A 13,864-nucleotide genomic window follows, 5' to 3' on the forward strand; every position below is an offset into this window, starting at 1 on the left:
AATGAGTGGCGCAGGCAAAACGCTGAAGTTAAAAAAACAAGAAGATAAGGCCAGCTTTGTAAGCTGGCGCTTTGCGTTACTGTGCGGGTGCATTTTACTGGCGCTGGGCGGACTGCTGTCGCGCGTAGCATGGCTGCAGGTGATCAACCCTGACAAGCTGGTGAAAGAGGGCGATTTGCGTTCGCTGCGCGTGCAATCGGTGCCAACCGCGCGCGGCATGATCAGCGATCGTGCCGGTCGTCCACTGGCGGTGAGCGTGCCGGTAAATGCGATCTGGGCCGATCCGAAAGAGCTGACTGAACACGGTGGCGTCTCGCTGGATAGCCGCTGGAAAGCGCTGTCTGATGCGTTATCGATTCCTCTTGATCAACTCGCTGCACGCATCAACGCCAACCCGAAAGGGCGCTTTGTCTATCTGGCACGCCAGGTAAATCCGGCGATTGGCGAGTACGTGAAAAAGCTTAAGCTGCCGGGCATCTATCTGCGTGAAGAGTCGCGCCGCTACTATCCGGCGGGCCAGGTTACCGCACACCTGATTGGTTTCACCAACATTGATGGTCAGGGCATCGAAGGCATAGAAAAGAGCTTCGACAAATGGCTGACTGGCGCACCGGGCGAACGTACGGTGCGTAAAGACCGCAACGGCCGCGTCATTGAAGATATCTCCTCGGTAGACAGCCGCGCCGCGCACAACCTCACGTTGAGCATTGATGAACGTCTGCAGGCGCTGGTGTATCGCGAACTGAACAACGCCGTAGCGTTCAACAAAGCCGAATCAGGCACCGCCGTGCTGGTGGATGTGAACACCGGCGAAGTGCTGGCGATGGCGAACAGCCCCGCTTACAACCCGAATAATCTCAGCAATACGCCGAAAGACGTGATGCGTAACCGCGCTATTACCGACATCTTCGAGCCAGGTTCCACCGTGAAACCGATGGTGGTGATGACGGCTTTACAGCGCGGTGTGGTGAAAGAGAACAGCGTACTGAACACTGTGCCGTACCGCGTCAATGGTCATGAGATCAAAGACGTGGCGCGCTACAACGAATTGACCCTTACCGGGGTTTTACAGAAGTCGAGTAACGTCGGGGTTTCACGTTTGGCGTTAGCGATGCCCTCCTCAGCACTCGTAGATACTTACGCGCGCTTTGGGCTGGGTAAACCGACCAATTTGGGGCTGGTCGGGGAAAGTAGTGGCTTATACCCTCAAAAACAACGGTGGTCTGACATAGAGAGGGCCACCTTCTCTTTCGGCTACGGGCTAATGGTAACGCCGTTACAGTTAGCGCGAGTCTACGCAACCATTGGCAGCTACGGCATCAATCGCCCGCTGTCGATCACCAAAGTTGACCCGCCGGTAGCGGGTGAACGCGTTTTCCAGGAAGACCTGGTGAAAACGGTGATGCACATGATGGAAAGCGTTGCGTTGCCTGGCGGCGGTGGGGTTAAAGCCGCCATCAAGGGCTATCGCATTGCCATCAAAACCGGTACCGCCAAGAAGGTTGGACCGGATGGACGTTACGTCAACAAATACATTGCTTATACCGCAGGCGTTGCGCCTGCCAGCCGTCCTCGTTTTGCGCTGGTGGTGGTGATTAACGATCCCCAGGCCGGTAAATATTATGGTGGTGCGGTTTCAGCACCGGTGTTTGGCGCCATCATGGGCGGCGTGTTGCGTACCATGAATATCGAACCTGATGCGCTGCCGACAGTTGATAAGAACGAGTTGGTGAAGAATAGAAGTGAGGAATCAAGTGACAGATCGTAACCTGCGCGACTTACTGGCCCCGTGGGTGCCGGGTGCGCCGGCGCGTCCACTCCGTGACATGACACTAGATAGCCGCGCTGCGGCTTCTGGCGATCTGTTTATCGCCGTGGCGGGCCATCATGCTGATGGACGTCGTTTTATTCCGCAGGCCATTGCACAAGGCGTAGCGGCAGTGATTGCCGAAGCCGAAGGTGAAGCCAGCGATGGAGATATCCGTGAGATGCATGGCGTCCCGGTTATCTATCTGGCGCAGTTGCAGCAGCGTCTCTCTGCCCTGGCCGGGCGCTTTTATCAGCAGCCTGCAAGCAAACTGAAATTAATTGGTGTCACCGGCACCAACGGTAAAACCACTACCACGCAACTGATGGCGCAATGGGCCAATTTGCTGGGTGAAACCGGCGCCGTGATGGGCACCGTCGGCAACGGCCTTTACGGTCAACTGGTGGCAACCGAAAACACCACCGGTTCTGCGGTGGACGTGCAGCACGTTCTGAATGATTTAGTCGTGCAGGGAGCAACCCTAACGGCGATGGAAGTCTCCTCACACGGTTTGGTGCAGCATCGTGTTGCAGCCTTGCCGTTTGCGGCCGCAGTGTTTACTAACCTGAGCCGAGATCACCTTGATTATCATGGTGATATGCAGAGCTATGAATCCGCTAAATGGTTACTGTTCTCTGAGCATCAGGTCGCTGAAGCCATCATCAATGCTGATGATGAAGTGGGCCGTCGCTGGCTGGCAAAACTGCCAGATGCAGTAGCGGTCACCATGGAAGACAATCTGCAATCAGGCTGTCATGGCCGCTGGCTCAAAGCCACGGCGGTGGATTATCACGATGGCGGTGCACATATCCAGTTCAGCTCCAGCTGGGGCAACGGCGAGTTCGATAGCCGCCTGATGGGTGCTTTCAACGTGAGCAACTTGTTGCTGGCGTTGGCTACGCTGCTGGCGCTGGAGTATCCGCTTGATGCGCTGGTTGCCACTGCACCGCAGCTGCAGCCGGTGTGCGGGCGTATGGAAGTGTTTACTGCGCCAGAAAAACCTACCGTGGTTGTCGATTACGCTCACACGCCAGATGCGCTGGAAAAAGCGCTTGAAGCGGCGCGTCTGCACTGTAAAGGCCAGCTGTGGTGCGTGTTTGGCTGCGGTGGCGATCGTGACAAAGGCAAACGTCCGCTGATGGGCGCGATTGCTGAGCAGTTCTCCGACATCGTGGTGATCACCGACGATAATCCGCGTAGCGAAGAGCCGATGGCGATTGTGAATGACATTCTCACCGGCTTGCTCGATCCGGGCCGCGCGCGCGTGGTTTCCGGTCGTGCGCAGGCGGTCACCAACGCTCTGATGCAAGCCGGCGCCGATGACATCGTATTGGTGGCTGGAAAAGGCCACGAAGATTATCAAATTATTGGTAACCGTCGTCTGGATTACTCCGATCGCGACACCGTCGCCCGTTTGTTGGGGGTGATGGCATGATTCCCGTTTCTCTCAACACACTGGCCGAAATCAGCGGCGGTCAACTGCACGGCGCGGACTTAACCATTGCCGATGTCACCACCGATACACGTAAAGTCACCGCCGGCAGCCTTTTTGTGGCGCTGGTGGGTGAACGTTTTGATGCTCACGATTTCGCTAATGATGCCATTGCTAACGGCGCGCAGGCGCTGCTGGTAAGTAAGCTGCTGAAGGTTTCTGTACCGCAGGTGGTTGTTGCTGATACGCGCATTGCTTTCGGGCAACTCGCTGCGTGGGTACGCCAACAGGCGAAAGCGCGCGTGGTTGCGCTGACTGGTTCATCCGGCAAAACCTCGGTCAAAGAGATGACCGCCGCGATTCTGCGTCAGTGTGGTGAAACGCTTTACACCGCAGGCAACCTGAACAATGACTTCGGCGTGCCGATGACGTTGCTGCGTCTCACCAAAGAACATGCTTACGCAGTGATTGAGTTAGGCGCTAATCATCAAGGCGAAATTGCTTATACCACCGATCTGGTGCGTCCGGAAACCGCGTTGGTAAATAATCTGGCCGCCGCTCATCTGGAAGGCTTTGGTTCACTGGCCGGTGTGGCGAAAGCTAAAGGCGAAATTTTTGGCGGCTTGCCGGTACACGGTACTGCGATCGTCAACGCTGACAGCAACGATCTGGTCAACTGGCAATCACAGTTTGTGGATAAAACCCTGTGGCGTTTCTCGCCGCAGCCGATGGCTGATGCAGAGTTCCGTGCCAGTGAAATCGTGCTGCGTGCCGATGCCACGCTGTTCACGCTGCATACGCCACGCGGTGATATCGCCGTGGAGTTGCCGCTGCCAGGCCGTCATAACATCGCAAATGCGTTAGCCGCTGCAGCGCTGGCATTGTCAGTAGATGCCCCGCTAACGGCGATTCAGGCGGGCCTCAAAACCTTGCAGCCTGTTCCTGGTCGACTGTTCCCGATTCGTCTGGCGGCCAATCAACTGTTGCTGGATGACAGCTACAACGCCAACGTCGGTTCTATGACGGCTGCCGCGCAGGTGCTGGGCGATATGCCGGGTTACCGCGTGATGGTGGTGGGCGATATGGCTGAGCTGGGCGATGAAGCCGAACTGTGTCATCGCCAGGTGGGCGATGCGGCCAAAGCAGCAGGCATTGATTGCGTGCTGAGCACCGGAACTCTGAGCCAGTTGATTGGCGAAAGCAGCGGCAAAGGCGAGCATTTCGCCACTAAAACCGCGCTGACTGAACGTTTACGCACATTGCTGTCCGAACATCAGGACATCACTATTTTGGTTAAAGGTTCACGTAGTGCCGCCATGGAGCAGGTAGTACAGAGCTTACAGGAGAAAGGAACATGCTAGTCTGGCTGGCCGAACATCTGGTCGCATTTTATTCCGGCTTTAACGTCTTCTCGTATCTGACGTTTCGCGCCATTGTCAGCCTGCTGACCGCCTTGTTCATTTCTCTGTGGATGGGTCCGCGCCTGATTGCCTGGCTGCAGAAACTGCAGATCGGCCAGGTGGTGCGTAACGACGGTCCAGAATCACACTTCAGCAAGCGTGGCACGCCAACCATGGGCGGCGTGATGATCCTCACCTCCATCACCATCTCGGTGCTGATGTGGGCCTATCCGTCTAATCCATATGTCTGGTGCGTGCTGGTGGTACTAGTTGGTTTTGGCATCATCGGCTTTGTGGATGACTATCGCAAAGTGGTGCGCAAAGACACTAAAGGGCTGATCGCGCGCTGGAAATACTTCTGGATGTCGGTGATTTCGCTGGCCGTTGCATTCGCGCTGTTTATCGCCGGTAAAGATACGCCTGCGACGCAGCTGGTGGTGCCGTTCTTCAAAGACATCATGCCGCAGCTGGGCCTCTTCTACGTGGTGCTGGCTTACTTCGTGATTGTCGGTACCGGCAACGCGGTTAACTTAACGGACGGCCTTGATGGCTTAGCCATCATGCCAACGGTGTTCGTGGCAGCTGGCTTTGCGCTGGTTGCGTGGGCGACCGGTAACGTCAAGTTTGCCGAATATCTGCACATTCCTTATTTACGGCACGCGGGTGAATTGGTGATTGTCTGCACCGCGATTGTCGGAGCCGGACTCGGATTTTTGTGGTTCAACACCTACCCAGCGCAAGTGTTCATGGGCGATGTCGGCTCACTGGCGTTGGGCGGCGCGCTCGGCACTATCGCCGTGCTGCTGCGTCAGGAATTCTTGCTGTTAATCATGGGCGGTGTGTTTGTGGTCGAAACGCTGTCGGTGATTCTGCAGGTAGGATCGTTCAAGCTGCGCGGTCAACGCATTTTCCGCATGGCGCCGATTCACCATCACTATGAATTGAAAGGCTGGCCGGAGCCGCGCGTCATCGTGCGCTTCTGGATTATTTCGCTGATGCTGGTGCTGATTGGCCTGGCAACGCTGAAGGTACGTTAATCATGGCTGACTATCGGGGCAGAAAAAGTCGTCATCATTGGATTAGGCATTACTGGCCTCTCCTGTGTTGATTTCTTCCTCGCGCAAGGCGTAACGCCACGCGTGATGGATACCCGTGTCTCGCCGCCGGGGCTGGACAAACTGCCAGCCTCGGTGGAGCGCTATGTTGGCGGTATTAATAGCGATTGGCTGCTGGCGTCCGATCTGATTATCGCTAGCCCAGGCATCGCGCTGGCGCATCCTGCATTGAGCGAAGCCGCCGATGCCGGGATTGAAATCATCGGCGATATCGAGTTGTTCTGCCGTGAAGCGCAGGCACCGATTGTGGCGATTACCGGTTCGAACGGCAAAAGCACCGTGACGACGCTGGTAGGTGAAATGGCGCGTGCCGCAGGTTGGCAGGTAGGCGTGGGCGGCAACATCGGTTTGCCGGCGCTAACACTGCTGAAATCGCCAGCACAGCTTTATGTACTCGAGCTCTCCAGCTTTCAGCTGGAAACCACGCACAGTTTGAAAGCGGCCGCCGCGACGATCCTTAATCTCACCGAGGATCATATGGATCGCTACCCGCTGGGCATGCAGCAATATCGTGCCGCCAAGCTGCGCATTTACGAAAACGCCAGCGTCTGCGTAGTGAATGCCGACGATGGCATGACCATGCCGGTACGCGGTGTTGATCAGCGCTGCGTGAGCTTCGGCATCAACCTTGGCGATTATCATCTTAATCAGCAGCAAGGCAGCACCTGGCTGCGAGCGAAGGGCGAGAAAGTCCTGAACACCGATGAGATGACCCTGGTAGGTCAACACAATTACACCAACGCGCTGGCAGCGCTGGCATTAGCCGATGCGGTGAACATCCCGCGCGCTTCCAGCCTGAAAGCCTTAACCACCTTTACCGGCCTGGCGCACCGCTTCCAGCTGGTGCATGAAGCCAATGGCGTGCGTTGGATCAACGACTCCAAAGCCACCAACGTTGGCAGCACCGAAGCGGCGCTTAACGGCCTACAGGTAAAAGGCACTTTGTGGTTGCTGCTGGGCGGCGACGGCAAATCGGCTGATTTCAGCCCGCTGACGCGCTATCTGCAAGGCGACAACGTGAAGCTGTTCTGTTTTGGTCGCGATGGCGATGCCTTAGCGGCACTGCGTCCGGAGATTGCCACGCGCACAGAAACCATGCAGCAAGCGATGACGCAAATTGCCGCACAGGTAAAAGCGGGCGATATGGTGCTGTTATCACCGGCCTGCGCCAGCCTCGATCAGTTCCGTAATTTTGAACAGCGCGGCGATCAGTTCGCGCAACTGGCGAAGGAGTTGAGCTGATGCGCATTCCTGGAGCCGGTATCGCCAATTATCTGTCAGTGCGCCTGCGCGATTGGGTGATGGGCGCGCGCGACAATGATGATGCGCCGGTGGTGCTGTATGACCGCACGCTGCTGTGGCTGACCTTTGGTCTGGCGCTGATCGGTTTTGTGATGGTGACGTCGGCGTCGATGCCGGTTGGCCAACGTCTGAACGAAGATCCGTTCTACTTTGCCAAGCGTGATGCGTTCTATATCGCTTTGGCCTTCGGCATGGCGCTGGTGACCTTGCGTATCCCGATGGATTTCTGGCAGCGCTACAGCAACGTGATGCTGATGGTTTCAGTGGTGATGCTGCTGATCGTGTTGGTGGTCGGTAGCTCGGTGAACGGTGCATCGCGCTGGATTGCCCTTGGCCCGCTGCGTATTCAGCCGGCTGAGCTCTCGAAGTTGACGCTGTTCTGCTATCTCGCCAGCTATCTGGTGCGCAAAGTAGAAGAGGTGCGTAACAACTTCTGGGGCTTCTGTAAGCCGATGGGCGTGATGGTGGTGCTGGCCGTGCTGCTGCTGGCGCAGCCAGACCTCGGTACCGTGGTTGTGCTGTTTGTTACCACGCTGGCGATGCTGTTCCTCGCCGGGGCGAAAATGTGGCAGTTTCTGGCGATCATCGGCTCCGGCATTTTCGCCGTGGTGCTGCTGATCATCGCGGAACCGTACCGTATGCGCCGTGTAACGTCCTTCTGGAACCCGTGGGAAGATCCGTTCGGTAGCGGCTACCAGCTGACGCAATCTTTGATGGCGTTTGGGCGCGGTGAGTTCTGGGGACAGGGCTTAGGCAACTCGGTGCAGAAACTGGAATATCTGCCAGAAGCACATACCGACTTTATCTTCTCCATCATCGGTGAAGAGTTGGGTTATGTCGGTGTGGTTTTAGCGCTGTTGATGGTATTCTTCGTCGCTTTTCGCGCGATGTCGATTGGTCGCCGTGCTCTGGAGATCGATCAGCGCTTTTCAGGCTTCCTCGCTTGCTCAATTGGCGTGTGGTTTAGCTTCCAGGCGCTGGTTAACGTCGGTGCGGCAGCGGGCATGCTGCCGACCAAAGGTCTGACATTGCCGCTGATCAGTTACGGTGGTTCGAGTCTGATCATCATGTCGACCGCCATCGTGTTTTTATTGCGCATAGATTATGAAACGCGTCTGGCGAAAGCGCAGGCGTTTACCCGAGGTGCTAGATGAGTGGCAAACGGCTGATGGTCATGGCAGGCGGTACTGGCGGACACGTATTCCCCGGTCTGGCCGTTGCCCATCACCTGATGGAACAAGGCTGGCATGTTCGCTGGCTGGGAACCGCTGACCGAATGGAAGCGGATTTGGTGCCGAAACACGGCATTGAAATTGATTTTATCCGCATCAGCGGTTTACGCGGTAAAGGCGTGAAAGCGCAGTTGCTGGCACCGGTGCGCATCTTCAATGCCTGGCGCCAGGCGCGTCGCATCATGAAGAGCTGGCAGCCGGATGTGGTGCTGGGCATGGGCGGATACGTTTCGGGGCCCGGCGGTTTAGCCGCGTGGAGCTGCGGTATCCCGGTGGTGCTGCATGAGCAGAACGGTATTGCCGGACTGACCAACAAGTGGCTGGCGAAAATCGCCACCAAAGTGATGCAGGCGTTTCCCGGTGCGTTTCCAAATGCTGAAGTGGTTGGCAATCCGGTGCGTACCGATGTGTTAGCGCTGCCGTTACCGGCAGAACGTCTGAGCGCACGATCCGGCCCGATTCGCGTGCTGGTGGTCGGCGGCAGCCAGGGCGCGCGTATCCTCAACCAGACCGTGCCACAAGTGGCTGCAGAGTTGGGTGAAGCCATTACGGTTTGGCATCAAACCGGCAAAGGTGGACTGGAAACCGTGCAGCAGGCCTACCGTGCAGCGGGCCAGCCGCAGCACAAAGTCACCGAGTTTATCGATGACATGGCCGAAGCTTACGCCTGGGCCGATGTGGTGGTGTGCCGTTCGGGCGCATTGACGGTGAGCGAAGTGGCCGCCGCAGGTTTACCGGCGATTTTCGTGCCGTTTCAGCACAAAGATCGTCAGCAGTACTGGAATGCGTTGCCGCTGGAAAAAGCGGGCGCAGCCAAAATTTTCGAGCAGCCGCGCTTTACCGCAGCTGTGGTAGCGGACACGCTGCGTCACTGGGATCGCACCACATTGTTGGCGATGGCTGAAAAAGCCCGTCAGGTCGCTATTCCCGATGCAACCGAGCGGGTTGCAAATGAAGTGGCGCGCGTCGCGAAGTAATTAATCGGCCAGTTGATTTGGCCCGTACCTTTAGCAGGTACAAACGGGAAAAACAGGTAATTGAAACAGATGAATACACAACAATTGGCAAAACTGCGTTCTATTGTGCCCGAGATGCGTCGCGTCCGGCACATTCACTTTGTCGGCATCGGTGGTGCTGGCATGGGCGGTATTGCCGAGGTGTTGGCGAACGAAGGCTATAACATTAGCGGTTCTGATCTGGCACCGAACGCGGTGACACAGCATCTGGCAGCGCTGGGCGCGACGATTTATTTCAATCATCGTCCGGAAAACGTCACTGATGCCAGCGTTGTCGTAGTGTCGACAGCCGTTGCGCAGGATAACCCTGAGCTGGTTGCCGCACGTGAGCAGCGTATTCCCGTGATTCGTCGCGCTGAGATGTTGGCAGAACTGATGCGTTTCCGTCACGGCATTGCCGTTGCCGGTACGCACGGTAAAACCACCACCACCGCGATGGTGACCAGCATTTACGCGGAAGGCGGACTGGATCCGACCTTCGTTAACGGTGGATTGGTTAAAGCCGCAGGTACGCATGCGCGCCTGGGCAGCAGCCGTTACCTGATTGCAGAAGCAGATGAAAGTGATGCGTCCTTCCTGCATCTGCAACCGATGGTGGCGATTGTCACTAACATCGAAGCCGATCATATGGACACCTATCAGGGCGATTTTGAGAACCTGAAACAGACGTTTATTAACTTCCTGCACAACCTGCCGTTCTACGGACGCGCGGTGATGTGCGTGGATGATGCGGTGATTCGTGACCTGATTCCGCGCGTAGGTCGTCAGGTGACAACCTATGGCTTCAGCGATGACGCGGATGTGCGTATCGAGAATTATGAGCAGCGTGGCGCACAAGGGCACTTCACCATTATTCGTCAGGATAAGCCGGTGCTGAAAGTGACGCTGAACGCGCCGGGCCGTCATAACGCTCTGAACGCGGCTGCCGCGGTAGCTGTCGCCAGCGAAGAAGGTATTGAAGATAACGCGATTCTGGTCGCGCTGGAGAGCTTCCAGGGCACTGGACGCCGCTTTGACGTGCTGGGCGAGTTCGATACCGCCGCCGTTAACGGTAATCCAGGCAGCGCGATGCTGGTCGACGATTACGGTCATCATCCCACCGAAGTGGATGTCACCATCAAAGCCGCACGTGCAGGCTGGCCTGACAAGAAGCTGGTAATGGTGTTCCAGCCGCATCGTTATACGCGCACGCGTGACCTGTTTGATGATTTCGCTAATGTGCTGTCGCAGGTGGATGTGTTGCTGATGCTGGATGTCTATCCGGCGGGTGAAGCCGCGATTCCGGGCGCTGACAGCCGTTCGCTGTGCCGCGCGATTCGTAACCGTGGCAAGGTTGATCCGATTCTGGTCTCTGAGCATGACGCGCTGCCAGACGCGCTGGCGCCGTTGCTGTCGGGCGACGATCTGGTGATCGTGCAGGGCGCAGGCAACATCGGCAAGATTGCTCGCAAGCTGGCCGAAAACGAATTGCAGCCTGCCGTTAAGACGGAGGCGCGCCATGACTGAGAAGGTTGCAGTATTGATGGGCGGCACTTCGGCAGAGCGCGAAGTTTCGCTGATGTCCGGTGCGGCGGTGCTAGCTGGACTGCGTGAAATGGGCATCGATGCGCATGCGGTCGATACGCGTGATGTGTCGGTGCTGGATCTGAAACAGCAGGGCTTCGCTAAAGCGTTTATTGCTTTGCACGGTCGTGGTGGTGAAGACGGCACGCTGCAAGCGGTGCTGGAGTTCCTGCAACTGCCCTATACCGGCAGCGGCGTGATGGCTTCCGCCATCACCATGGACAAACTGCGCAGCAAATTGCTGTGGCAGGGCAGGGGATTACCCTCAGGCAAATTTGTCTGGCTGACGCGTCAGCAGCATGAGCAAGGTTTAGACGCCGATACCACCGCCGCCATTGAGGCGCTGGGCTTACCGCTGTTTGTGAAGCCAAGCTGCGAAGGTTCTAGCGTGGGTATCAGCCGCGTGAACCATGCGGATGCATTACCCGCAGCGCTTGAAGAAGCTTTTCGTCATGATGATGACGTACTGATCGAAGCTTTTCTGAGCGGCGCGGAGTACACCGTGGGCATCGTGGGTGAGCAAATTCTGCCTTCCATCAGAATTAAAACCGCCAGCGAGTTCTATGACTATGAAGCTAAATACATTTCTGACGATACTGAATACTTCTGCCCGAGCGGATTAAGCGCCGAGCAGGAAGTAGAATTACAGACGTTGGTGTGGTCAGCCTGGCGCGCATTGGGTTGCAGCGGCTGGGGTCGTGTCGACGTGATGGCTGACGGCGAGGGCAACTTCCAGTTGCTGGAAGTGAATACTTCGCCTGGCATGACCAGCCACAGTTTAGTGCCGATGGCCGCGAAGCAAGCGGGATACAGCTTCCCGCAGCTGGTAGCGCGTATTCTGGAGCTGGCTGACTGATATGTCTCAGGCGGCGATACGAGTACGCAATCGTGAACCTCAGGAGCGGACACGCTCCGGGCGTAGCAACGGTGCGCGACTGTTTGGCATGGTGTTCCTGCTGATTGTGCTGGGCATTATGGTGGCGGGCGGCCTCGTGGTGCTGAAGTGGATGAATGACGCGTCACGCTTGCCGTTATCGAAGCTGGTGGTGACCGGGCAAACCCACTACACCACGCATGATGATATTCGCCAGGCCATTTTATCGCTTGGCGCGCCGGGAACCTTCATGTCGCAGAACGTGGATATCATCCAGCAGCAGATTGAGCGTTTACCCTGGATTAAGCAGGTCAGTGTGCGCAAGCAGTGGCCTGATGAGCTGAAGATAAATCTGGTGGAGTACGTTCCGGTGGCACGCTGGAACGACTCACACATGGTGGACGCCGATGGCGTCTCCTTCAGCGTCCCGGCCAGTCACGTTGGCAAAGAAGCGTTGCCAATGCTGTACGGCCCGGAAGGCAGTGAAAACGAGGTGTTAGCTGGCTATCACACCATGAGTGATGTGTTAAAGGCTAACAAGTTTACCCTGAAGGTCGCGTCGATGACGGCGCGGCGCTCGTGGCAATTAGTGACCAGTGACGATGTGCGCATCGAATTAGGTCGCAGCGATACCATGAAGCGTCTGAACCGTTTTATTGAGCTTTATCCGGATTTGCAGCAGCAGGGCCAGAGTCAGAACCAGCGCATCACGTATGTTGATTTGCGCTACGATTCAGGCGCCGCAGTAGGTTGGGCCGCTGCACCGATAGAGCCACAGGACAGTAATCAGCAACAGAACCAGGCACAGGCTAAACCACAATGATCAAGGCAACGGACAGAAAACTGGTAGTAGGACTCGAAATTGGCACCGCGAAGGTGTCCGCCCTGGTTGGGGAAATTCTGCCCGATGGTATGGTCAATATTATTGGGGTGGGCAGTTGCCCGTCTCGCGGCATGGATAAAGGCGGCGTAAACGATCTGGAGTCGGTGGTGAAATGCGTACAGCGCGCCATCGATCAGGCTGAATTGATGGCGGATTGCCAGATTTCATCGGTCTACCTTGCTTTATCGGGCAAACATATCAGTTGTCAGAACGAAATCGGGATGGTTCCGATTTCGGAAGAGGAAGTGACTCAGGATGATGTAGAGAACGTGGTGCATACGGCGAAATCCGTTCGCGTGCGTGATGAGCATCGTATCCTGCATGTCATTCCGCAGGAATATGCCATCGATTATCAGGAAGGCATCAAGAATCCAGTGGGACTTTCCGGCGTGCGTATGCAGGCGAAAGTACATTTGATCACCTGCCACAACGATATGGCAAAAAATATTGTCAAAGCCGTTGAACGTTGTGGCCTGAAAGTTGACCAACTGATTTTTGCCGGCCTGGCATCCAGTTTCTCAGTGTTGACAGAAGATGAACGTGAGCTGGGCGTCTGTGTTGTTGATATCGGTGGCGGTACAATGGATATCGCTGTTTATACTGGCGGCGCATTGCGTCATACCAAAGTGATCCCGTATGCCGGGAACGTGGTAACCAGCGATATCGCCTACGCTTTTGGTACACCGCCGACCGACGCAGAAGCGATTAAAGTGCGTCACGGTTGCGCATTGGGCTCGATTGTCGGCAAAGACGAAAATGTCGAAGTGCCGAGCGTAGGTGGACGTCCACCACGTAGCCTGCAGCGTCAAACGCTGGCTGAAGTGATTGAGCCGCGTTACACCGAACTGTTGAATCTGGTCAACGACGAGATTCTGCAATTACAGGAGCAGCTGCGCCAGCAAGGCGTGAAACATCATCTGGCGGCCGGTATCGTGCTGACCGGTGGTGCGGCGCAGATTGAAGGTTTGGCAGCCTGCGCACAGCGCGTGTTCCATACGCAAGTGCGCATCGGACAGCCGCTTAACATCACCGGCCTGACAGATTATGCGCAGGAGCCGTATTACTCTACGGCAGTTGGCCTGCTGCATTACGGCAAAGAGTCACACATGAACGGTGATGCAGAAACGGAAAAACGTGCTTCAGTGGGCAACTGGTTTAAACGAATCAATAGCTGGCTGAAGAAAGAATTTTAATTTTTGAAAAAGGAGATCATGCTGGCAATGTTTATGATCTCCAGGCG

At 56.3% G+C, this 13,864-nt stretch carries 10 protein-coding genes and 1 pseudogene; all 11 read left to right on the forward strand.

Translation table 11 applies throughout. The features are described 5' to 3' along the window. Nucleotide 1: 1 nt before the first annotated feature. Nucleotides 2–1,768 carry a peptidoglycan glycosyltransferase FtsI gene (locus ACXIZX_RS02820; protein ID WP_008108616.1) on the forward strand — a complete coding sequence of 589 codons (1,767 nt, stop codon included), beginning with the start codon at nt 2–4 and terminating at the stop codon, nt 1,766–1,768. Next, on the forward strand, nt 1,755–3,242 hold the full coding sequence (gene murE / locus ACXIZX_RS02825; RefSeq protein ID WP_479403554.1) for a UDP-N-acetylmuramoyl-L-alanyl-D-glutamate--2,6-diaminopimelate ligase: 1,488 nt from the start codon (nt 1,755–1,757) through the stop codon (nt 3,240–3,242). Before ACXIZX_RS02820 ends, murE begins: the two co-directional genes overlap by 14 nt. Beyond that, a complete protein-coding gene (murF, locus tag ACXIZX_RS02830) occupies nt 3,239–4,600 on the forward strand; it encodes a UDP-N-acetylmuramoyl-tripeptide--D-alanyl-D-alanine ligase (RefSeq protein ID WP_479403555.1) in 1,362 nt (453 codons plus the stop codon). The genes murE and murF overlap by 4 nt, the downstream gene beginning before the upstream one ends. After that, the gene (gene mraY, locus ACXIZX_RS02835) at nt 4,594–5,676 is read left to right on the forward strand and encodes a phospho-N-acetylmuramoyl-pentapeptide-transferase (protein ID WP_008108613.1); all 1,083 of its coding nucleotides are present in this window, start codon (nt 4,594–4,596) and stop codon (nt 5,674–5,676) included. The genes murF and mraY overlap by 7 nt, the downstream gene beginning before the upstream one ends. Before the next feature lie 2 nt (nt 5,677–5,678). Continuing rightward, a pseudogene (gene murD, locus ACXIZX_RS02840) lies at nt 5,679–6,996 on the forward strand (UDP-N-acetylmuramoyl-L-alanine--D-glutamate ligase). After that, nucleotides 6,996–8,210, forward strand: a complete 1,215-nt coding sequence (ftsW, locus tag ACXIZX_RS02845; RefSeq protein ID WP_008108611.1) for a cell division protein FtsW — start codon at nt 6,996–6,998, stop codon at nt 8,208–8,210. Before murD ends, ftsW begins: the two are co-directional and overlap by 1 nt. Continuing rightward, nucleotides 8,207–9,265 (forward strand): undecaprenyldiphospho-muramoylpentapeptide beta-N-acetylglucosaminyltransferase, encoded by a 1,059-nt coding sequence (murG, locus tag ACXIZX_RS02850; RefSeq protein WP_479403556.1) that lies wholly within the window; start codon nt 8,207–8,209, stop codon nt 9,263–9,265. Before ftsW ends, murG begins: the two co-directional genes overlap by 4 nt. Before the next feature lie 69 nt (nt 9,266–9,334). Continuing rightward, on the forward strand, nt 9,335–10,810 hold the full coding sequence (gene murC, locus ACXIZX_RS02855; RefSeq protein ID WP_479403557.1) for a UDP-N-acetylmuramate--L-alanine ligase: 1,476 nt from the start codon (nt 9,335–9,337) through the stop codon (nt 10,808–10,810). Further along, the gene (locus ACXIZX_RS02860; RefSeq protein ID WP_479403558.1) at nt 10,803–11,723 is read left to right on the forward strand and encodes a D-alanine--D-alanine ligase; all 921 of its coding nucleotides are present in this window, start codon (nt 10,803–10,805) and stop codon (nt 11,721–11,723) included. The genes murC and ACXIZX_RS02860 overlap by 8 nt, the downstream gene beginning before the upstream one ends. A gap of 1 nt (nt 11,724) precedes the next feature. Beyond that, nucleotides 11,725–12,564 carry a cell division protein FtsQ gene (ftsQ, locus tag ACXIZX_RS02865; RefSeq protein ID WP_154192991.1) on the forward strand — a complete coding sequence of 280 codons (840 nt, stop codon included), beginning with the start codon at nt 11,725–11,727 and terminating at the stop codon, nt 12,562–12,564. Further along, complete coding sequence (gene ftsA / locus ACXIZX_RS02870; protein WP_007888634.1) at nt 12,561–13,817, forward strand: cell division protein FtsA; 1,257 nt, start codon at nt 12,561–12,563, stop codon at nt 13,815–13,817. Before ftsQ ends, ftsA begins: the two co-directional genes overlap by 4 nt. Nucleotides 13,818–13,864 lie beyond the last annotated feature (47 nt).

It is taken from the genome of Candidatus Pantoea symbiotica, assembly GCF_056491525.1.

Excerpts from the sequence above, each read along its gene's own strand:
- ACXIZX_RS02820 (WP_008108616.1), top strand. The coding sequence starts at position 2 with ATGAGTGGCGCAGGCAAAACGCTGAAGTTAAAAAAACAAGAAGATAAG.
- murF (WP_479403555.1), top strand. The coding sequence starts at position 3,239 with ATGATTCCCGTTTCTCTCAACACACTGGCCGAAATCAGCGGCGGTCAA.
- mraY (WP_008108613.1), top strand. The coding sequence starts at position 4,594 with ATGCTAGTCTGGCTGGCCGAACATCTGGTCGCATTTTATTCCGGCTTT.
- ftsW (WP_008108611.1), top strand. The coding sequence starts at position 6,996 with ATGCGCATTCCTGGAGCCGGTATCGCCAATTATCTGTCAGTGCGCCTG.
- murG (WP_479403556.1), top strand. The coding sequence starts at position 8,207 with ATGAGTGGCAAACGGCTGATGGTCATGGCAGGCGGTACTGGCGGACAC.
- murC (WP_479403557.1), top strand. The coding sequence starts at position 9,335 with ATGAATACACAACAATTGGCAAAACTGCGTTCTATTGTGCCCGAGATG.
- ACXIZX_RS02860 (WP_479403558.1), top strand. The coding sequence starts at position 10,803 with ATGACTGAGAAGGTTGCAGTATTGATGGGCGGCACTTCGGCAGAGCGC.
- ftsQ (WP_154192991.1), top strand. The coding sequence starts at position 11,725 with ATGTCTCAGGCGGCGATACGAGTACGCAATCGTGAACCTCAGGAGCGG.
- ftsA (WP_007888634.1), top strand. The coding sequence starts at position 12,561 with ATGATCAAGGCAACGGACAGAAAACTGGTAGTAGGACTCGAAATTGGC.